The organism is Kitasatospora misakiensis (assembly GCF_042656005.1).
Lineage (GTDB): Bacteria > Actinomycetota > Actinomycetes > Streptomycetales > Streptomycetaceae > Kitasatospora > Kitasatospora misakiensis.
In genome coordinates this window covers 19940-41717 of record NZ_JBHSOF010000001.1, presented here as the reverse complement: position 1 = coordinate 41717, position 21778 = coordinate 19940, and the positions used below count along the sequence as shown (strand labels likewise).

Annotated in this window: 4 protein-coding genes; all 4 read left to right on the top strand. The window is 73.6% G+C overall.

Annotated features, from left to right (window positions below; genetic code table 11):
- Positions 1-56: 56 nt before the first annotated feature.
- Positions 57-2132, top strand: coding sequence for a family 43 glycosylhydrolase (locus ACFP3U_RS00040; RefSeq protein ID WP_380222918.1), 2076 nt, complete (start codon positions 57-59; stop codon positions 2130-2132).
- A 715-nt stretch (positions 2133-2847) separates the two neighbouring features.
- The gene (locus ACFP3U_RS00035; RefSeq protein WP_380222917.1) at positions 2848-3639 is read left to right on the top strand and encodes an AfsR/SARP family transcriptional regulator; all 792 of its coding nucleotides are present in this window, start codon (positions 2848-2850) and stop codon (positions 3637-3639) included.
- A gap of 252 nt (positions 3640-3891) precedes the next feature.
- Positions 3892-11592 (top strand): SDR family NAD(P)-dependent oxidoreductase, encoded by a 7701-nt coding sequence (locus ACFP3U_RS00030; protein WP_380222916.1) that lies wholly within the window; start codon positions 3892-3894, stop codon positions 11590-11592.
- Positions 11593-11670: 78 nt separating this feature from the next.
- Positions 11671-21777: a type I polyketide synthase gene (locus tag ACFP3U_RS00025; protein WP_465261951.1), complete on the top strand. Its 10107-nt coding sequence runs from the start codon at positions 11671-11673 to the stop codon at positions 21775-21777.
- The last annotated feature ends 1 nt before the right edge of the window (position 21778 follow it).

Here is a 21778-nt window from a genome sequence, read left to right as displayed (position 1 = left end):
GGCCGCCCGACCGCTCCACGGACTGTGAGCGTTAACACTCACCGGAGAGGGCTGCGATGAGCGCTGCGACGAAGGCTGGACAGGGCAGGCGGCGGCACGGCGCGCTCTCGGTGGTCGCACTGGTGACGGTGCTGCTCGCCGGCCTGCTGGCCGCCGTGGCGCCGTCGCCGGCGGCGGCGGCCACGGTCGACACCGGCACGTGGTACGTGGTGGTGAACCGCGGCAGCGGCAAGGTCCTGGACGACTACAACCTCGGTACCACCGACGGCTCTTCGGTGGTGCAGTGGACGCGGACGGGCGCCGCGAACCAGCAGTGGCGGTTCCTGGACTCCGGAGGCGGCTACTACCGGCTGCAGAACCGGCACTCGGGGAAGGTGCTGGACGACTACCAGAAGTCGACCGCCGACGGCACGCCGATCGTCCAGTGGACGGACCAGAACGGCGTCAACCAGCAGTTCCGGCTCGCGGATTCGGCGGACGGGTACGTCCGACTGCTCAACCGGCACAGCGGGAAGGCGGTCGAGGTCCAGGGGGCCTCCACGGCGGACGGCGGCAAGGTGGTGCAGTACACCGACTGGGGCGGCGCCAACCAGCAGTGGCAGCTCGTTCCGGTCACCGACACCTCCCAGGGATCGTTCTCGAACCCGGTCCTCTGGGAGGACCTGGCGGACGCCGACATCATCCGGGTGGGCGACACCTACTACTACTCGGCCTCGAACATGCACTACTCGCCCGGAGCGCCGATCCTCCGCTCCTACGACCTGGTGAACTGGGAGTTCGCCGGCCACTCGGTGCCCAGTCTCGACTTCGGCTCCGCCAAGTACGACCTGAGCGGCGGGCAGGCCTACGTGAAGGGCGTCTTCGCCTCGGCCCTCAACTACCGCCCGAGCAACCGGAACTTCTACTGGATCGGCTGCGTCGAGTACAACCGGACCTACGTGTACACGGCGACGGCGGTCGACGGCAGTTGGCAGAAGCGGTCGCAGATCAACAACTGCTACTACGACGCCGGTCTGCTCGTCGACGACGATGACACGATGTACGTCGCGTACGGCAACACGACGATCAGCGTCGCCCAGCTGTCCGCGGACGGCCTGAGCCAGGTGAAGGCCCAACCGGTGTTCACCTCGCCGTCGAACGTCGGCACCATCGAGGGCTCGCGCTTCTACAAGCGCAACGGCAGCTACTACATCTTCGTCACACACCCGGCCAACGGGCAGTACGTCCTCAAGTCGAGCAGCCCGTTCGGGCCGTACGAGATGCACCAGGTCCTGCTGAACCTTCCCGGCCCGATCGCCGGAGGCGGAGTCCCGCACCAGGGCGGGCTGGTGCAGACGCAGAACGGCGACTGGTACTACACGGCCTTCGTCGACGCCTACCCCGGCGGACGGGTGCCGGTGCTGGCCCCGATCACCTGGACGGCGGACGGGTGGCCGGTCCTGCAGACCGTCAACGGGGCGTGGGGCGCGTCCTACCCCCGTCCGAACATCCCGGCCTCCTCGCATCCCCCTGTCAAGGGCCCCACCGGCACCGAGACCTTCACGTCGACCACGCTGGGCCCGGAGTGGGAGTGGAACCACAACCCGGACAACACCAGGTGGTCCACGGGCAACGGCCTCCGGCTGCAGACGGCGACCGTCACCGGTGACCTCTACGCCGCCCGCAACACGCTGACCCACCGCATCCTCGGACCGTCGTCCACCGCCACCGTCCAGCTCGACGTCTCGGGCATGCGCGACGGCGACCGGGCCGGCCTGGCGATGCTGCGCGACTCGTCGGCCTGGATCGGACTCAAACGGGACAACGGCACCACCCGCCTGGTGATGACCAACGGCCTCGCCATGGACGGTTCGTGGAACACCACGAACACCGGCGGTGAGGCGGCGAGCGCACCGGTGACCGGCAGCCGGATCTGGCTGCGCGTCAACGCCGACGTCCGCCCGGGCACGGGCCGCCAGGCGCTGTTCTCCTACAGCACCGACGGCGTGACCTTCACCCGACTCGGCCCCGGCTTCACGATGGGCAACGCCTGGCAGTTCTTCCCCGGCTACCGGTTCGCGGTCTTCAACTACGCCACCCAGGCACTCGGCGGCACGGTCGTCGTCAACAGCTTCGACCTCTCCACCCCCTGACCGATTCCGGTGCGACCGGCCTCATCGCACCAGCCGCCCACGGCAACTCCGGACCGACCGACAAATGCGGTAGGAATTCCGCCACTTCGGACCTCCGGGACCGCTGATCCCCGCCGTCAAGATCACGGCAGTGCCGCAGGCCGCCGAACGGTCCAACCGGCCCCTTGAGCCATGGGCTTCTCCAACTGCCCCTCTGAATCGACTCGTTGATGTGGGCGGGTGAGCGGCCACAAGCGCTGCGGGCGGAACCCTACCCGAGTCCGCCGACCGGGGCCGGTGGATGGCCGAAAGAACCCGATCAATAGCTCAATCCTGTTACGGCACGGTGCATTTGTGCCTGACTGCCGCACCGTCCGGATGTCGGGACACGGAGGTGGCGGACGGGATGAACGAGATCGTGCAACATTCAAGTCGCGCGCCCCGCGTGAGCGAGATCACGCGGGGCCCCTGACGGCCCGGGAGGGGCGTCGCCGGGCCGGTTGACCAGTGCTCATGCGTCCCGGGCAGGGGCGGTGGCCGCTCACTCCGGCCGGTCGAGGCGATGGTATGTCAGCGCGCCATACCAAGAGGCGCAGCACCGATCCAGACCTTCTTTCCAGGAGATTTGCAAGTATTCTGACGTCGACCGCGCGAGCCCGGGGGACGGGACCGGACCTGGGACCAAGGTTGTTTCCGTCGAGCGGTCGAAAAGTCTTTACCTGACTGGGGGTGACTTATGGCGGAGGGTCACGCAATGATTTTCAGTGTTCTGGGTCCGTTAGCGGTCCAGGCCGACGGAATAGCGGTGAATCCGGGGTCGGCGCGTCAGCGGGCGGTATTGTCCGCCCTTCTTCTGACCCCGGGCCAGCCGGTGACGTCGGAGCAGCTCTCCGAGGCCGTCTGGCCGAGGAATCCTCCGAACGACGTCATGGCGAACCTGCACAGCTACGTGTCGAATCTCCGGCGGCTCCTGGAGCCGAACCGGCCGCCCCGCAGCCGCGACACCGTCCTGAGACGTGAGCCGAACGGCTACGTCCTGGCGGTGAACAGCGACTGCATCGACGCGACTCTCTTCGAGCGCCTTCTGCACGACGGCCGGCACCTGCTTCAGGCGGGGCTGCACCAGAGAGCCGAACGGACGCTGGGGAGCGCGTTGGCGCTGTGCCGGGGGACGGCCTACCCCGAGGTGAGCGACTACGCGCTCGGCGCGCAGGCGGCCGCACGTTTCGAGGAGCTGCGGCTCCTGGCGCTGGAGAGCCTGTGGGAGGCCAAGCTGTCCGAGGCGCGTGACTTCTCGGTGGTCGCCGCCGAACTGCCCGCGCTCACCCTGCGGTTCCCCACCCGGGAGCGGTTCAGCTGGCTGCTGATGAAGGCCCTGTACCGGTCCGGCCGGCGGGCCGACGCGATCGACGCGTACCACCGGACCCGACGGGCCTTGGCGGAGGAGTACGGCGTGGACCCGGGCGCCGAGTTGCAGGAGCTGTTCGGCTCGATCCTGCGCGGCGACCCCGTCGCGGACTGCGCATGAGCACACCACGGGGATAGGCCTTCCGGCCAACAGCCCGGCGGCGACGGCAGCACGGCCGTCGCCACCGGGCTCGCTCTGTGTCGGGTAGATGTCATGAGCATGACGTATACGGGGAGATCGCGCTCACGGCGGGGGTCGCGGACGCGCTCCAAGGCCCCTCCAAGGCGCCTCCAAGTCGGCTCCAAGTCGGCTCCAAGTTGCCGCCAAGATCATCCTGGCAGGCTTTCAGCCACCGAGAGCGGGTGGACCGAGATGGATCGAGACCAGCAGAAAGCCGAGTACGCAGTGCCGCCGACGAGTTGTGAGCACGACCCGGTCGCCGTGGTCGGGCTGTCCTGCCCGACGCTCGAAGTCGAAGGCGACCGACAGGGCTGCGACGGCCCTGACGGCGGCCCCACGTTCTTCGGGGGTACGGCCGTCGGGGTCACGGCCGTCGGGGTCACGGCCTCCCTCGCCGCCGACTTCGGCCCTGCGGACTGGAGCCTGTCGGAGCTCGCCTGGAGCGCGCTGGAGGACGCCGGGATCGTTCCCGCCTCGCTGCGCGGCAGCCGCACCGGCGTCTTCCTCGCGGCGTCCTCGCGGGACGAATCGCCGGAACGCCTCGCCGCCGTACTGGACCTGCACGGCCCGCGGGCGACCGCCGACCCGTCGGACTCCCCTGCCTCCCCCGACTCCCCCGCCGCCCCCGACTCCCCCGCGCGAGCGGCCGTCGCACTGGCCGCGGAGGCCCTGCACCGAGGCGAGTGCGACCTCGCCCTCGCCGGCGACGGCGGCACCGTCCTCGCCGTGCTCCGGCGGCTGCCCGACGCACGACGCGACGGCGACCGGATCCGGGGGACGATCGCCTCCGGCCGCTCCGCGTCCGGTCCGGACGGACTCGGACTGCTCGGAGCCGTACCGGCCGACGCCCCGGCAGCCTCCGAGGCAGAGCCCGCCGCCCGGCCGCTCCTCGCCGCGGACCTCACCCCGCTGGTCCTCTCCGCCCGCAGTGACGCCGCCCTGCGGGCCCAGGCGCGGGCTCTCCGGGACCAGTGGGAGGCCGACCCCGGTCTCCGGCTCGCCGACGTCGGCCTCTCCCTGTCCACGACCAGGACGACCTTCGAGCAGCGCGCCGTCCTGCTCGCCGAGAGCCGCGCCGACGCCCTGGACGGGCTGCGGGCCCTCGCCGAGGGCGGATTCGCACCGTCACTCGTGCACGGCACGGCGGACACCGCGCGCGGAGTCGTCTTCGTCTTCCCCGGCCAGGGGACGCAGTGGCGGGGAATGGCCCTCGACCTGCTGGACTCCTCCGAGCTGTTCCGGGAGCACATCCAGGCCTGTGAGGACGCGCTCGAACCGTACGTCCCGTGGTCGCTGACCGGTGTGCTCCGCGGGGACCCCGGCGCACCCGCGCCGGTGGCGGTGGAGGTCGTCCAGCCCGTTCTCTTCGCCGTGATGGTCTCGCTCGCGGCGCTGTGGCGCGCCTGCGGCGTGGCACCCGCGGCCGTGGTGGGCGCCAGTCTGGGTGAGATCGCGGCCGCCCACGCGGCCGGTGCGCTCACCCTGGAGGAAGCCGCCAAGGTGGTGGCGCTGTGGAGCCGCGCGCAGGCCGCCGCCGCCGGCCGGGGCGACCTGGCCTCCGCCCTGCTGCCCCGGGAACAGCTGGCGCCGCGGCTCGCCCGCTGGCAGGGACGGCTCGTCGTCGCCGGGACCAACGGCCCGGGATCCGTGCTGTTCTCCGGCGACCGGGAGGCCGTGGACGAGCTGTTGACCGAGCTGGCGGCCGAGGGAGTGCGAGCGAAGCGGCTGAGCAACGGACTCGCCGCGCACTCCCCCGGGCTGGGCCTCGACCGCGACGGCATCCTCGACGGCCTCACCGGCATCCGCCCGCGCGGCTCCGCCGTACCGTTCTACTCCTCGCTGACCGGCGGACCGCTGGACACCGCGACCCTGGACGCCGCCTACTGGCTGCGGAACATCACCAGCGAGATCCGTTTCGAGGACGCCACCCGCGCGCTGCTGGCCGACGGCCACCGGCTCTTCCTGGAGGTGAGCCCGCACCCCGGTCTCCTCGGAGGCCTTCAGGAGACCCTGGACGACGAGGGCCTGACGGGCGACACCGCCGTCGTCGGCACGCTGCGCCGCGACCAGGGCGGGGCGGACCGGTTCCTCACCTCGATGGCCGAACTGCACGTCCAGGGGGCCGTGCCGGACTGGGCGGCCGCCCTCGGCCGGTCCGGCGCGCGACGGGTCCCGCTGCCGACGTACCCGTTCGGCGCCGCACGCTCGGACGCCGCTCGCGCGGGCACCCCCGAGGCGGCCGGCGTCCGGTCCCCCGCCGCACGGCGGCGCTGGGTCCGTGAGCTGGTGCGTACCGAGATCGCCGCACTGTGCGGCCCCGCGGCGGCGGCCACCGAGGACCGGCCGCTGCGAGACCTCGGGTTCGACTCGGCCATGGCGGTCGAGCTGCGCAACCGGCTCGTGGCGGCGACCGGTCTGGCGCTGCCCCTCACCCTGCTCTTCGACCATCCGACGGCGGAGGCCCTGGGGCGTCACCTGCTCGCCCGGCTCGCCGGGGAGGACGGCCCGGCGGCAGCGGCGACCGCCATCTCCGCCGACGAGCAGGAACCGATCGCGATCGTCGCGATGGCCTGCCGGTTCCCCGGCGAGGTCCGCAGCCCCGAACAGCTCTGGCGGCTCGTGGCGGACGGCCGCGACGCCGTCTCCCCGTTCCCCGAGAACCGGGGCTGGGAAGTGGACTCGCTGTACGACCCCGACCCGTCCCGCAGCGGCCGCAGCTACACCCGCGAGGGCGGCTTCCTGCACGACGCGGACCGGTTCGACGCCGCGTTCTTCGGGATCAGCCCGCGCGAGGCGCTGGCGATGGACCCGCAGCAGCGGCTGCTGCTGGAGAGCTCCTGGGAGGCGTTCGAGCGGGCCGACATCGACCCCGCGTCCCTGCGCGGCACCCGGACCGGCGTGTACATCGGCGCGATGACACAGGACTACGGCGCCCGGATGCACGAGGCGAGCGACCTCGTCGAAGGGCACGTCCTGACCGGGACCACCGTGAGCGTCCTGTCCGGTCGGCTGTCCTACGTGTTCGGCCTGGAGGGTCCGGCGATCACGGTGGACACGGCGTGCTCCTCCTCGCTGGTCGCCCTGCACCTGGCCTGCCAGTCGCTGCGCCGGGGCGAATGCTCGACCGCGCTCGCCGGTGGCGCGGCCGTCATGGCCGCACCCGGCATGTTCGTCGAGTTCAGCCGCCAGCGCGGCCTCGCCCCCGACGGACGCTGCAAGGCCTTCTCCGCCACCGCCGACGGCACCGGCTGGGGCGAAGGCGTCGGCGTCCTCCTGCTGGAACGGCTCTCCGACGCCCAGCGCAACGGCCACCCCGTCCTCGCCGTGGTGCGCGGCTCGGCCGTCAACCAGGACGGCGCCTCCAACGGGCTCTCCGCGCCCAACGGACCGTCCCAGCAGCGGGTCATCCGGGCCTCGCTCGCGGACGCACGGCTCACCGCGTCCGACGTCGACGCGGTGGAGGCGCACGGCACCGGCACCAAGCTCGGCGACCCGATCGAGGCCCAGGCACTGCTGGCCACCTACGGGCAGGACCGTCCGGCCGAACGGCCGCTGCTGCTGGGCTCGTTGAAGTCCAACATCGGTCACACCCAGGCGGCGGCCGGGGTCGGCGGCGTGATCAAGATGGTGATGGCGATGCGGCACGGCGTGCTGCCGCCCACCCTGCATGTCGACGAGCCGACTCCGCATGTGGACTGGTCCTCGGGCGCGGTCGAACTGCTCACCGAGGCACGGGAGTGGCCGGCCGGTGAGCGGACTCGACGAGCCGCCGTGTCCTCGTTCGGGGTCAGCGGGACGAACGCGCACGTCATCCTGGAGGAGGCGCCGGCCGCCTCGCTGGAGGATTCCGCGGCCGACTCGCCTTCCCTCGTGGTGCCGTGGGCCCTCTCCGCCCGGACTCCGGCCGCGTTGCGCGCGCAGGCCGAGCAGCTGCGGGCGGCGGTCGAGGCCCACCCTGAGTGGGAACCGGCCGAGGTGGCCGCGTCGCTGGTCTCGGGCCGGTCCGTGTTCGACCGGCGGGCGGTGGTGATCGGGGAGAGTCGCGCGGAACTGCTGAACGGCCTCGCCGCCCTCGCCGAGGGCGGCGCCGCACCCGGGGTCGTGACGGGCAGCGGCACGGCCGAACGTCCGGTGTTCGTCTTCCCCGGCCAGGGCTCGCAGTGGATCGGCATGGGCGCCGAACTCCTCGACACCTCCGAGGTCTTCGCCACCTCCATCGCCAACTGCCAAGCCGCACTCGCCCCCTATGTCGACTGGTCACTGACCGACGCCCTGCGCGGCAACGCCGACCTCGGACGGGTCGACGTCGTCCAGCCCACGCTGTTCGCCGTCATGGTCTCGCTGGCTGAGGTGTGGCAGTCTCTGGGCGTCCAGCCCGCCGCCGTCATCGGCCACTCCCAGGGCGAGATCGCCGCCGCCACCGTCGCCGGAGCCCTCACCCTCCAAGACGGCGCCCGCATCGCCGCCCTCCGCAGCCAGGCCATCCTCGCCATCGCCGGCCAGGGCGGAATGGCCTCCATCCCCCTGTCCTCCGACGAGACAGCCGAACTCCTCACCCGCTGGGACGGCCGACTCACCATCGCCGCCCACAACGGCCCCACCTCCACCGTCATCGCCGGCGACCGCGACGCGCTCGACCAACTCCTCGCCCACTGCGAGGACGCGCAGATCCGCGCCCGCCGCATCGACGTCGACTACGCCTCCCACTCCCCCCACGTCGAAGCCATCCGCGACCACCTCGCCGAACAACTCGCCGGTATCACGCCGACGGAAGCCACCGTCCCCTTCCACTCCACCGTCACCGGCACCCCCATCGACACCACCACCCTCACCGCCGACTACTGGTACACCAACCTCCGCCAACCCGTCCTCCTCGAACCCACCATCCGCAACCTCGCCACCCACGGCCACACCACCTACATCGAAATCAGCCCCCACCCCGTCCTCACCCCCGCCATCGAGGAAACCCTCGACACCCCCACCCTCGTCACCGGTACCCTCCGCCGAAACGAAGGCGGCCTCCCCCGCCTCCTCACCTCCCTCGCCGAGGTCCACGTCCACGGCCACCCCGTCGACTGGACGGCCATACTCCCCACCGGCCGCTCCCACCGGATCGAACTCCCCACCTACCCCTTCCAACGCGAACGCTTCTGGCTCGACACCACCGCAGCCACCGCAGACGTCCGCGCCACCGGCCTCACCGCCACCGAACACCCCCTGCTCACCGCCCTCCTGCCCCTCGCCGACAACGACGAACTCATCCTCACCGGCCACATCTCCCTCACCACCCACCCCTGGCTCGCCGACCACGCCGTCTTCGGCACCCCCCTCCTCCCCGGCACCGCCCTCGTCGAACTCGCCCTCCACGCCGGCGACCACACCGGCTGCGACGTCCTCGAAGAGCTGACGCTGGAAGCCCCGCTCGTCCTCCCCGAGCAGCAGCCCGTCCGGCTCCAGGTCCGCGTCGGCGCACCCGACGAAGCCGACCGACGCACCGTCACCGTCCACTCCCTCCACCACACCGGCACCGGCTGGACCAGGCACGCGAGCGGGATCCTGACGGCGGAGAGCCCGAGCCACGCATCGCCCGCGGACCGCTCGCAGCCGTGGACGACGGCGCTCGATCCGGCCGACGCGCTCTACGACCGGCTGGCCGGCGTCGGTTTCGACTACGGGCCGGCGTTCCAGGGGCTGCGGGCCGTCGGTCGGCACGGCGACGAGATCCGTGCCGAGGTCGTGCTCCCCCACGAGCGCCAGGACGACCGGTTCGGCCTGCACCCGGCCCTCCTGGACGCGGCCCTGCACGCCTGCCTCCTGGAGGGGTCCGACGGCGTCCGCCTGCCGTTCGCCTGGTCCGATGTCGTCTTCCACCCCACCGCGGCCACCTCGCTGCGCGTCCGGCTCACCCCGACCGGGCCGGACACCGTCGCCCTCACCGCGACCGACGAGGCCGGCACCCCGGTCGTCTCGGTCGGATCGCTGACGCTGCGGCCGGTGACGCCGGAGCAGTTCAGCGCCGCCACCCACGGCCACCCCACCTCGCTGTACCAGGTGGACTGGGTGCCGCTGCCGCCCGGTGCCGACGCCCCCGACGAGGCGCCGCTGCTCCTCGACACCGAGGACCTCGGATACGCCCGGCCCGCCGATCTGCTCGCGCTCCGCGCTCCGCTCCCGGCCACGGTCGTGGCGGCCTTCCCGTCCGGCGTCGGAGCGACCGCCGAGCACGTCCACGCGGCGACCGGGCACGCGCTGGCCCTCGTCCAGGCCTGGCTCGCCGAGGAGCGCTTCGCCGACAGCCGGCTCGTCCTGCTCACCCGCGGCGCCGTGGCCGTGGAGCCGACCGACGACGTCACGGACCTCGTCCACGCCCCGCTGTGGGGCCTGGTCCGATCCGCCCAGTCGGAGAACCCGGGCCGCCTCGTGCTGGCCGACCTCGACGACCACCCCGACTCCTACCCGGCCCTGGTCCGGGCGCTCTCCTCGGCGGAGCCCCAACTGGCGGTACGCGCGGGCCGCGTGTCGGCCGCCAGGCTGGCCACCGTGCCGACCGCCGCACCCGGTGCGGCGGAGGCGCCGGCCTCGTTCGGCCCCACCGGCACCGTGCTGGTGACCGGGGGCACCGGCCTGCTCGGCGGTCTCTTCGCCCGCCACCTGGTGACCCGGCACGGGGTGCGGCACCTGCTGCTCCTGAGCCGGCAGGGGCTCGCCGCCGCCGGTGCGACCGACCTGCGGGACGAACTGACGGCGGCGGGCGCCACGGTGACGGTCGCGGCGTGCGACACAGCCGACCGGGAGGCACTCGCCGCAGCCCTGGCCCGGGTGCCCGCCGAGCAGCCGCTGGTCGGCGTGGTCCACACGGCGGGCGTCCTGGACGACGGCGTGCTGACAGCCCTGACCCCCGACCGGGTGTCGACCGTCCTGCGGCCCAAGGTCGACGCGGCGTGGCACCTCCACGAACTGACCCGCGGGAGCGACCTGCGCGCGTTCGTCCTCTTCTCCTCGGCCGCGGGTGTCCTGGGGCAGGCCGGCCAGTCGAGCTACTCGGCGGCCAACGCCTTCCTCGACGCCCTGGCGCAGCGGCGCCGCGCGGAGGGCCTGCCCGCACACGCCCTGGCCTGGGGGCTGTGGGCGGAGTCCAGCGGCATGACCGGCCACCTCGCCGAGACCGACCTCCGCCGCCTGAGCCGTACGGGCCTCGCCGCCCTGCCCTCCGACGAGGGACTCGCGCTCTTCGACACGGCGCTGCGGACGGATCGCGCGGTGCTGGTACCCGCCCGGCTGGACACGGCGGCCCTGCGGGCGCAGCCCGAGGTGCCGCCGGTGCTCCGTGGCCTGGTCCGCGCCCCGAGGCTCCGGGAGGCCTCCGCCCCGCAGACCCTGACGTTCCAGCAGCGTTTCGCCGGGCTGGAGGCGGCCGAGCGCGGTCGCGCCATGCTCGACGTGGTCCGGGGCCAGGTGGCGGCCGTCCTGGGGTACGCCTCACCGGACCGGGTCGAGCCCGATCGCGGACTCCTCGACCTCGGCTTCGACTCCCTCACCGCGCTCGAACTGCGCAACCGGCTCGGCCGGGAGAGTGGCAGCCGGCTGCCCGCCACCCTGATCTTCGACCACCCGACGCCGGCCGCCGTCGCCCGCTACCTGGAGGGCGAGGTGTTCCCCGCCGACCGGGCGACGGAGGAACCGGACCCCGACGAGGTCGACGAGGCCGAGTTCCGGCGGGCCCTGGCGACGATCCCGCTGGGCCGCTTCCAGGAGGCCGGGCTGATCCGCACCCTCCTCCAACTAGCGGACCCGACGGGCGAACCGGCGGACACCGGCGAGCAGGACCACGGCAGCGCGCTCGACACGATGGATCTGGACAGCCTCATCCGGGTCGCCCTCGGTGACAACTGATCACGACGCACCACCCCTCTACGCCACGGAGTTTCGGAGTTCGCGATGACCGCATCCAGTGAAGAAGTCGTCAAGGCGCTGCGAGCCTCCCTCAAGGAGGCCGAGCTGCTGCGGCAGCAGAACCGGAAGCTGACCGCCGCGGTCTCCGACCCGATCGCCATCGTCGGCATGGCCTGCCGCTACCCGGGGGGTGTCACGTCACCCGAGGGCCTCTGGCAGCTGGTCGCGAGCGGCGGCGACGCCGTCTCCGCCTTCCCGGAGGACCGCGGCTGGGACCTGGACGCGCTCTACGACGCCGACCCCGAGGCGGTCGGCAAGACGTACGCCCGGGCCGGCGGCTTCCTGCACGAGGCCGCGCTCTTCGACCCGGACTTCTTCGGGATCAGCCCGCGCGAGGCGCTCGCCATGCACCCGCAGCAGCGGCTGCTGCTGGAGACCTCCTGGGAGGCCTTCGAGCGGGCCGGCATCGACCCCGTCTCCGTCCGTGGCAGCCGGACCGGCGTGTTCGCCGGCGTGATGCACCAGGACTACGCCGCGCGGCTGCGCGAGACCCCCGACGACCTTGAGGGCTACCTGATGACGGGCAGCCTGGGCAGCGTGGTGTCCGGGCGGGTGGCCTACACGCTGGGCCTGGAGGGGCCGGCGATCACGGTGGACACGGCGTGCTCCTCCTCGCTGGTCGCCCTGCACCTCGCCGGGCAGGCGCTGCGCAACGGGGAGTGCACGATGGCCCTCGTCGGCGGCGTCACCGTGATGACCGGGCCCGGCGGCTTCGTCGAGTTCAGCCGTCAGCGGGCCCTGTCCCCCGACGGGCGCTGCCGGGCCTTCGCGGCCGGCGCGGACGGCACCGGCTGGGCGGAGGGCGTCGGCGTCCTGCTGCTGGAGCGGCTCTCCGACGCCCGGCGCAACGGTCACCAGGTCCTCGCGGTGGTGCGCGGCTCGGCCGTCAACCAGGACGGAAGCAGCAGCGGGTTCTCCGCCCCCAACGGGCCCGCCCAGCAGCGGGCGATCCGGGACGCGTTGAAGAACGCCCGGCTCACCGCCGCCGACGTGGACGCGGTGGAGGCGCACGGCACCGGCACCCGGCTCGGTGACCCGATCGAGGCCCAGGCGCTGCTCGCCACCTACGGCAAGGAGCGGCCGGCCGAACGGCCGCTGCTGCTGGGCTCGTTGAAGTCCAACATCGGCCACGCGCAGGCGGCGGCCGGGGTCGGCGGCGTGATCAAGATGGTGATGGCGATGCGGCACGGTGTGCTGCCGCGCACCCTGCACGTCGACGAGCCCACCCCGCATGTGGACTGGTCCTCCGGTGCGGTCGAGCTGCTCACCGAGGAGCGCCCGTGGCCGGCCGGCGAGCGGGCCCGGCGGGCCGCCGTGTCCTCGTTCGGGATCAGTGGGACGAACGCGCACGTCATCCTGGAGGAGGCCCCCGCCGCTTCGCCGGAGGGTTCCGCGGCCGAGGAGGCTCCTGCGGCCGACTCGCCTTTCCCGGTGGTGCCTTGGGTGCTCTCCGCCCGGGACGACAACGCCCTGCGCGCGCAGGCGGGACAGCTGGCCGCCTTCCTCCAGGACCACCCCGACACGGACCTGCGGGCCATCGGCCACACCCTGCTCACCGGACGAGCCCCGCTGGCGCACCGGGCCGTCGCCCTGGGGCAGAACCACGGGGAGTTGCTGAACTCCCTGACCGCCATCGCCGACGGGACCACCGCACCCGGCACCGGCACGATCGAGCGTCCGGTGTTCGTGTTCCCCGGGCAGGGCTCGCAGTGGATCGGCATGGGCGCCGAACTCCTTGACACCTCTGAGGTCTTCGCCGCATCGATTGCCCGCTGCCAGAGCGCGCTCGCCCCGTACGTCGACTGGTCGCTGACCGATGCCCTGCGCGGCGCCGTCGACCTCGGGCGCGTCGACGTCGTCCAGCCCACCCTCTTCGCGGTCATGGTCTCCCTGGCCGAGGTCTGGCAGTCCCTCGGTGTCCAGCCCGCCGCCGTCATCGGCCACTCGCAGGGCGAGATCGCCGCCGCCACCGTCGCCGGAGCCCTCACCCTCGACGACGGCGCCCGCATCGCCGCCCTCCGCAGCCAGGCCATCCTCGCCATCGCCGGCCAGGGTGGAATGGCCTCGATCCCGCTGCCCTCCGACGACACGGCCGAACTCCTGAGCCGCTGGGACGGCCGACTCGCCATCGCCGCCCACAACGGCCCCACCTCCACCGTCATCGCCGGCGACCGCGACGCCCTCGACCAACTCCTCACCCACTGCGAAGAGTCGCAGATCCGCGCCCGCCGCATCGACGTCGACTACGCCTCCCACACCCACCACATCGAAGCCATCCGCGACCACCTCGCCCAACAACTCGCCGGCATCACCCCGACGGAAGCCACCGTCCCCCTCTACTCCAGCGTCACCGGCAACCGACTCGACACCACCACCCTCACCACGGACTACTGGTACACCAACCTCCGCCAGCCCGTCCGGTTCACCGACGCCATCCACGCCGCCCTCACCGACGGCCACCACGCCTTCATCGAAGCAAGCCCCCACCCCGTCCTCACCACAGCCGTCCAGGACACCGCCGACACCACCGACCACCCCGCCCTCACCACCGGCACCCTCCGCCGAGGCGAAGGAAACTGGACCCGCCTCCTCACCTCCCTCGCCCACCTCCACGCCCACGGCCACCCCGTCGACTGGACCCCGTTCCTCACCCCCGGCACCCACCCCGACCTCCCCACCTACCCCTTCCAGCACCAGCACCTCTGGATCGAGGACACCGCCGCCGCCTCCGCCTCCCCGGCGGGGTACAGCACGCTGGACGCGGGCTTCTGGGAGGCCGTCGAGGAGCAGGACGTCGCAGCCGTGGCCGCGACGCTGCAGGTGGAGGACGACGAGCAACGACGGTCGCTGAGCGTCCTGTTGCCCGCGCTCTCCTCGTGGCACCGGCAGAGCCGCGACCGCTCGGCGGTGGACGACTGGCGGTACCGGATCGCCTGGAAGCCCGTGCCCGGGGCCGCCGCGTCCGCCCTCTCCGGTACCTGGCTGGTCGTCGTCCCCACGGGCCACGCCGAGGACGCCTGGGTCACCGAGGCCGTCCGCCTCCTCGGCCTGCGCGGCGCCCGGCCCGTACTCCTGGAGGCGGGTGAGGCCGATGCGGACCGCGACGTCCTGGCCGCCAAGGTGCGCGAGGCGCTCGGCGACGACGAGTCCGGCCCGGCCGGCCTGTTGTCCTTCCTCGGCCTTGACGCCCGTCGCCACCCCGGGAAGAGCACCGTGACGAGCGGCCTCGCCCTGACCCTGGCGCTGGTCCAGGCGCTGGCCGACCTCGGCCTCCGGGCGCCGCTGTGGTGCGCCACCCGCGGCGGCGTGTCCGCCGGACCGTCCGACGCCCCGGCGGATCCGGTGCAGGCCCAACTGTGGGGAATCGGCCGGGTCTTCGCACTGGAGCAGTCGCAGCTCTGGGGCGGACTGGTCGACCTGCCCGAGGAGCCCGACGAGCGGGCGCTCGGTCAGCTGGCCCGGGTGCTCTCGGGATCCTCCGACGAGGACCAGGTGGCCGTCCGTCCGGCCGGACTGTTCGCGCGGCGGATGGTCCATGCGCCGCTCGGCGACGCCAAGCCCGCCCGGGGCTGGCGTCCGAGGGGCACGGTGCTGGTCACCGGCGGCACCGGGAGCCTCGGCCCCCGGCTCGCCCGCTGGCTGGCCGACCACGGCGCCGAGCACCTCGTGCTGGCCAGCCGTTCGGGCCCGGACGCCCCGGGTGCCGCGGACCTGGCCGCCGAGTTGGACGCACGGGGCGTGGCCGTCACCCTGGCCGCGTGCGACGTGGCCGACCGCGCGGCGGTGGCCGGGCTGCTCGACCGGCTCCGGGCGGACGGCCACACGGTGCGGGCCGTCCTGCACACGGCCGCGTTCATCGACCTGACGTCCGTCGCCGACACCACCCTGGAGAGCTTCGACCAGGTGCTGGCCGCCAAGGTGGACGGTGCCCGGCACCTGGCCGAGCTGCTCGATCCGGACCAGCTCGACGCCTTCGTGCTGTTCTCCTCGATCGCCGGCTTCTGGGGCAGCGGTGACCACGCCGCCTACGCGGCCGCCAACGCGGCACTCGACGCGCTGGCCGAGCAGGGCCGCGCGGGCGGCCTGCCGATGCTTTCGGTCGCCTGGGGCGTCTGGGAGGACGCCGTCAACACCTGGAAGAACCTCGGCGACCTGGACGTCGAACGCACCCGTCGACGCGTGCTCGGACAGGGCCTGCCGCTGATGGCCCCCGAGCTGGCGGTCGCCGCCCTGCAGCAGGCGCTGGACCACGACGACACCTTCGTCGCGGTGGCCGAGATCGACTGGCAGCGCTTCGTCCCGCTGTTCACCGCGATACGGCCGAGTCCGCTGCTCGCCGAACTCCCCGAGGTGCGCACCCTGTTGGCGTCCTCCGCCGAGACGGCGGCCGGGTCGGCCGGCTCCGGCTCCGAGCTCCGGCAGTCGCTGGCGGAGCTCTCCGAGCCGGAGCAGCTCCGCCTGCTCACCGAGCTCGTCACCACGCACGCCGTCGCGGTGCTGGGACACAGCAGCGCGGACGGCATCCGGCCCGACCGGGCCTTCAAGGAACTGGGGTTCGAGTCACTGACCTCGGTCGAGCTGCGCAACCGGCTGGCGTCCGCCACCGGCCTGCGCCTCCCGGCGACGCTGGCCTTCGACTACCCGACGCCGACCGCGCTCGCCGCCCAACTACGCCGCGATGTCCTGGAGTTGGGGGCGGCGGAGGTCGCCGCCCCGGCCGGACCGACCGCCGCGGCGGACGACGACGAGGCGATCGCGATCGTCGGCATGGCGTGCCGCTTCCCCGGTGGTGTGACGACACCGGAGGAGCTCTGGCAGCTGCTCAGCACGGACGTCGACGTCGTCTCCGACCTGCCCACCGACCGCGGTTGGGACCTCGACGCGGTGGCCGGCCAGCAGGGCGGCTTCGTCCGGGACGTGGACGGCTTCGACGCCGGGTTCTTCGGGATCAGCCCGCGCGAGGCGCTGGCGATGGACCCGCAGCAGCGGCTGCTGCTGGAGGCCTCCTGGGAGGCGTTCGAGCGGGCCGGCATCGACCTGACGGCCCTGCGCGGCAGCCGGACCGGCGCCTTCGTCGGTGCCATGCAGCACGGATACGGCGTCCGTTCGGCCGATGCGTCGGCCGCCATCGAGGACTACGTCATCACCGGCAGCGTCACCAGCGTCATCTCGGGCCGGCTGGCCTACGCGTTCGGCCTGGAGGGGCCGGCCATCACCGTCGACACCGCGTGCTCGTCCTCCCTGGTCGCGCTGCACCTGGCCACCCGGGCCCTGCGGGCCGGCGAGTGCTCGATGGCGATCGCGGGTGGTGCGGTGGTGATGCCGACCCCCGACTCGTTCATCGGTTTCAGCCGCATGGGCGCGCTGTCCGAGACCGGCCGGTGCAAGGCGTTCTCCGAGGATGCCGACGGGTTCGGCCTCTCCGAGGGGGTCGGCGTGGTGCTGGTCGAGCGGCTCTCCGACGCCCGGCGGCTCGGCCACCCGGTGCTCGCCGTGGTCCGCGGCTCCGCGCTCAACCAGGACGGCGCCTCCAACGGGCTGGCCGCGCCGAACGGCCCGTCGCAGCAGCGGGTGATCCGGGCCGCGCTCGCGGACGCCCGGCTCACCGCCGCCGATGTGGACGCGGTGGAGGCCCACGGCACCGGCACCCGGCTCGGCGACCCGATCGAGGCCCAGGCCCTGATCGCCACCTACGGACAGCAGCGGCCCGCCGAACGTCCGCTGCTGCTGGGCTCGTTGAAGTCCAACATCGGCCACACCCAGGCCGCGGCGGGCGTAGCGGGGGTCATCAAGATGGTGCTGGCGATGCGGCACGGCGTGCTGCCGCGCACCCTGCACGTCAGCGAACCCACCTCCCACGTGGACTGGTCCTCCGGCGCGGTCGAAGTGCTCACCGAGGCACGGGAGTGGCCCCGGGAGGACGGGCACCCGCGACGGGCGGGTGTCTCCGCCTTCGGGATCAGCGGGACGAACGCGCACGTCATCCTGGAGGAGGCCCCCGCCGCTTCGCCGGAGGGCTCCGCGGCCGACTCGTCTTTCCCCGTGGTGCCTTGGGTGCTCTCCGCCCGGGACGAGCAGGCGCTGCGCGCGCGGGCGGGACAGTTGGCCGCCTTCCTCCAGGACCACCCCGACACGGACCTGCGGGCTGTCGGCCACACCCTGCTCACCGGACGAGCCCGACTGGACCACCGGGCCGTCGCCCTGGGGCAGAGCCGCGAGGAACTGCTGAACTCCCTGACCGCCATCGCCGACGGCACCGCCCCCACCGGCAGCGGCACGGCCGAGCGTCCGGTGTTCGTGTTCCCCGGCCAGGGGTCGCAGTGGATCGGCATGGGCGCCGAACTCCTCGACACCTCACCCGTGTTCACGGCCTCCATCGCCCGCTGCCAGGCCGCACTCGCCCCGTACGTCGACTGGTCGCTGACCGACGCCCTGCGCGGCACCGTCGACCTCGGGCGTGTCGACGTCGTCCAGCCCACGTTGTTCGCCGTCATGGTCTCCCTGGCCGAGGTCTGGCAGTCCCTGGGCGTCCAGCCCGCCGCCGTCATCGGCCACTCCCAGGGCGAGATCGCCGCCGCCACCGTCGCCGGAGCCCTCACCCTCCAAGACGGCGCCCGCATCGCCGCCCTCCGCAGCCAGGCCATCCTCGCCATCGCCGGCAAGGGCGGAATGGCCTCCATCCCCCTGTCCTCCGACGAGACCGCCGAACTACTGAGCCGCTGGGACGGCCGACTCACCATCGCCGCCCACAACGGCCCCACCAGCACCGTCATCGCCGGCGACGCCACCGCCATCCAAGAGCTACTCACCCACTGCGAAGAGTCGGAGATCCGCGCCCGCCGCATCGACGTCGACTACGCCTCCCACACCCACCACGTCGAAGCCATCCGCGACCACCTCGCCCAACAACTCGCCGACATCACCCCAACCGAAGCCAGCATCCCCCTCTACTCCACCGTCACCGGCAACCGACACGACACCACCACCCTCACCACGGACTACTGGTACACCAACCTGCGCCAACCCGTCCTCCTCACCCAAGCCCTCCAGACCGCCCACCACAGCGGCCACACCACCTACATCGAGATCAGCCCCCACCCCGTCCTCACCCCCGCCATCGAGGAAACCCTCGACACCCAAGCCCTCGTCACCGGCACCCTCCGCCGAGGCGAAGGAAACTGGACCCGCCTCCTCACCTCCCTCGCCCACCTCCACGCCCACGGCCACCCCGTCGACTGGACCCCCTTCCTCACCCCCGGCACCCACCCCGACCTCCCCACCTACCCCTTCCAGCGCGAACGCTTCTGGCTGACCGCGCCCACGACGGCGAACCCCCGCACCGCCGGACTCGACTCCGCGGAGCACCCGCTGCTCGCGGCGGCCGTCCCGCTGCCGGACGACGAGGGCATGCTCCTCACCGGTCGGCTCTCCGCCGCCACGCACCCCTGGCTCGCCGACCACGCCGTCTGGGACACCGTGCTCGCCCCCGGCACCGCCCTCGTCGAGCTCGCCCTGCACGCCGGCCGCCGGCTCGGCTGCCAGCACGTCGAGGAGCTCACCCTCCAGGCGCCGCTCGTCCTCCCCGACCAGCACGCCGTCCGCGTCCAGGTCCGCATCGGCGCGGCGGACGCCACCGGGCGTCGCACCCTCACCGTCCACTCCGCCGCCGACAGCCCGGAGGCCGGCGACGCCTGGACGCTGCACGCGACCGGCACCGCCTCGCCGGCCGAGCCGACCGCGGGTTGGGCGTCCGGCCCGGTCTGGCCGCCGGTCGGGGCCGAGCCGGTCGAACTCGACGGCCTCTACCAGCGGCTCGCCGAGGACGGGCTCGGGTACGGGCCGGCGTTCCAGGGGCTGCGCGCCGCCTGGCGGCTCGGCGGGGAGGTGTACGCCGAGGTGCGGCTGCCGCGCGAGCAGCACGACGCGGCCGCGCAGTTCGGTCTGCACCCCGCCCTGCTGGACGCGGCCCTGCACACCACGCTGATCGACGGCGCGGAGCAGGTGCGGCTGCCGTTCGCGTGGACCGGTGTCACCCTGCACGCCGCCGGCGCGACCGCGCTGCGGGTGCGGCTGACTCCCACCGGCCCGGACGAGCTGTCGCTGGCGGTGGCCGACCAGACCGGTCTGCCGGTCGCCACGGTCGACTCCCTCGCCGTCCGGCCGGTCTCCCGGGCGCAGCTCGGCTCCGCCGCCGGCCGCTCCGGCGCCGACTCGCTGTTCCAGCTGGCGTGGCAGGAGCCGGCCGCCCGTACGGCGGGTGGCGCGGTCCGCCACGCGGTGCTCGGCTCCGACGCGTTCGGCGGGGACGTCTATCCGGACCTCGCCGCCCTCGCCGACGCGATCGGCGCCGGCACGCCGGTGCCCGAGGCCGTCGTGCTCCCCTGGACGGCGGAGCCCGGCGCGGACACGCTGTCCGCGGACGCGGCCGGGAGGGCGGTGCAGCGGGCGCTGTCCCTGCTCCAGGCCTGGGTGGCCGACGAGCGCTTCGGCACGGCCAGGCTGGTGCTGGTGACCGCCGGCGCCGTCGACGCCGCGGGCCGGACCGCCCCGACCGACCTGGCGGCGGCCGCGGTCTGGGGCGCGGTGCGGTCGGCGCAGGCCGAGCACCCGGGCCGGTTCGTCCTGGTGGACCTCGACGGCCCCGCGGGCGACGACCGGGACGCGCTCCCGGCCGTGGTCTCAGCCCTGTTGGACGGCGCCGAGCCGCAGTACGCCGTCCGGGCCGGGCGGGTGCTGGTGCCCCGGCTGGCGCGGCTGCACCCGGCCGACGGTTTCGCCGCCACCGCCCTCGACCCGGAGGGCACGGTGCTGATCACCGGCGGGACCGGCACGCTGGGCGCGCTCGTCGCCCGGCACCTGGTCGACACGTACGGCGTCCGGCACCTGCTGCTGGTCGGCCGACAGGGCCGACAGGCACCCGGAGCCGCCGAACTCGCCCACTCCCTGGCCGAGTCGGGCGCCGAGGTGACCATCGCCGCGTGCGACGTGGCCGACCGCGAGGCGCTGGCCGCGGTGCTCGCGGCCGTCCCGGCGCGCCACCCGCTGACCGGGGTGGTGCACGCGGCCGGGGTGCTGGACGACGGCACGCTCGCCTCGCTCACTCCGGAGCGGACCAGGGCCGTCCTGCGCCCGAAGGCGGACGCCGCCTGGAACCTGCACGAGCTGACCCTGAACGCCAAGCCGAGGATGTTCGTGCTGTTCTCGGCCGCGGGCGGGCTGCTCGGCAACGCCGGACAGGCCAACTACGCCGCCGCCAACGCCTACCTGGACGGCCTGGCCGCCCACCGCCGCGAGCTGGGCCTGCCCGGGGTGTCGATGGCGTGGGGGCTCTGGTCGGCGGCCAGCGCGATGACCGGCGGCCTGAGTGAGGCGGACCGGGCACGGATGCGTCGCTCGGGTGTGCTGCCGATGTCCACGGCCGCCGGTCTGGCGCTGTTCGACGCCGCGCTCGCCCAGGAGCAGCCGCTGGTGCTCCCGGTCCGGCTGGACCTGCCCGCGCTCCGCGAGGGCGGCTCGACGCGGGACCTGCCGCTGCTGCGGACCCTGCTCGGCGCGCCGCCGCGGCGCGCGGCCCGCCCCGAGGCGTCCACCGGCACCGAGGCCGGCCTGTCGCTCGACGGCCTGTCCGCCGCCGAACGGTCGCACACGCTGGTGGAGTTGGTGCGGGCCCAGGTGGCCGCGGTGCTCGGCCACGCCTCGCCGGAGGCGGTCGGCATCGAGCGGGGCTTCATGGTGTCCGGGTTCGACTCGCTGCGCGGACTGGAGCTGCGCAACCGCCTGGCCACGGCCACCGGCCTGCGCCTGCCCGCGACGCTGGTCTTCGACCACCCGACACCGGTCGCCGTCGCCGAGCACCTCGGCGCGTTGCTCGGGCAGCGGGACGGGGCGGCCGGTTCACCGGCCCCGCTCGACCTCGACGGCCTGGAGGCGGGCCTGCGCGAGCTGGCCCCCGCCGACCCGGCCGAGCGGGAGCGGCTCGCCGCGCGGCTGCGCGGGCTGGCGGCGCAGCTGCACGCGCCGCAGGCGGACTCCGCACCCGAACTCCCCGCCGATGACGAGGAGTTCGCGGACATCTCGCTCGACGAGATCCTCGACATCGTCGACAGCGAACTGCGGAACCCCTGAC